The sequence below is a fragment of the Oleiphilus sp. HI0061 genome, assembly GCF_001635675.1.
The window spans coordinates 1-690 of the sequence record NZ_LWFE01000734.1; the positions used below are offsets into that span (position 1 = coordinate 1).

Here is a 690-nt window from a genome sequence, read left to right on the forward strand (position 1 = left end):
ACAAAACAATTTAATGGGGTGTCGAATTTAGGCGTAGACTAATAGGTGAATAGCTTAGCGCTTCTCACCCGGAAGCGAGGAGGTGGTAAATGTACACTTCAAGCAGAAAGAGAACTGTAAGTAAAAATATTGGCAAAAAACGAAAAGTCATGGCGGGCAAAGTAGGGTATGACCTTAGCTTGGATCGTCGGGTCAGTAGTCGAAGAGACAGCTTGATGCCCAGTCTAGAAAGTCTAGGACCTTTTGATAGGCGTCATACCGATGACAGAAGAATGGATAAGCGCCCCTTGAGTGATTTTCCTTACTTGCCAGAAGTGATAATTTAGTAAAATAAAGTATTGGTACAATGGCTAAATAGCCAGTAGAGACTCTGTTTAGAGCTACATAGAAAGCAAAAAGCCCGGTCAATGACCGGGCTTTTTTATGATTAAGACCAAGTCTTAATCCACCTTATCCAACGATTTTAACCGGCACGGCCAAATCTTCAGCTGGTGGAGCGAAAGAAGTCAGGTTAATACCTTCAACAGCTTCTTTGTACTCTTCCAATGATGGGAATCGGCCAAGAATAGTTGATAGAACAACCATTGGCGTAGAACCAAGTAGTGATTCACCTTTCTTCTCAGCAGAGTCTTCTACAACACGGCCTTGGAATAGACGAGTTGAAGTCGCTAGCACTGTATCACCAGGAGC

Annotated in this window: 2 protein-coding genes; one reads left to right on the forward strand and one right to left on the reverse strand. The window is 43.2% G+C overall.

Annotated elements, in window-relative coordinates; all coding sequences use genetic code 11:
- Positions 1 to 89 precede the first annotated feature (89 nt).
- Positions 90 to 326 (forward strand): hypothetical protein, encoded by a 237-nt coding sequence (locus A3735_RS09130; protein ID WP_068506734.1) that lies wholly within the window; start codon positions 90 to 92, stop codon positions 324 to 326.
- 124 nt (positions 327 to 450) lie between these two features.
- Here the strand turns inward: A3735_RS09130 and A3735_RS09135 are convergent.
- A partial coding sequence (locus tag A3735_RS09135; protein ID WP_156499554.1) for a hypothetical protein occupies positions 451 to 690 on the reverse strand: 240 nt, incomplete at its 5' end.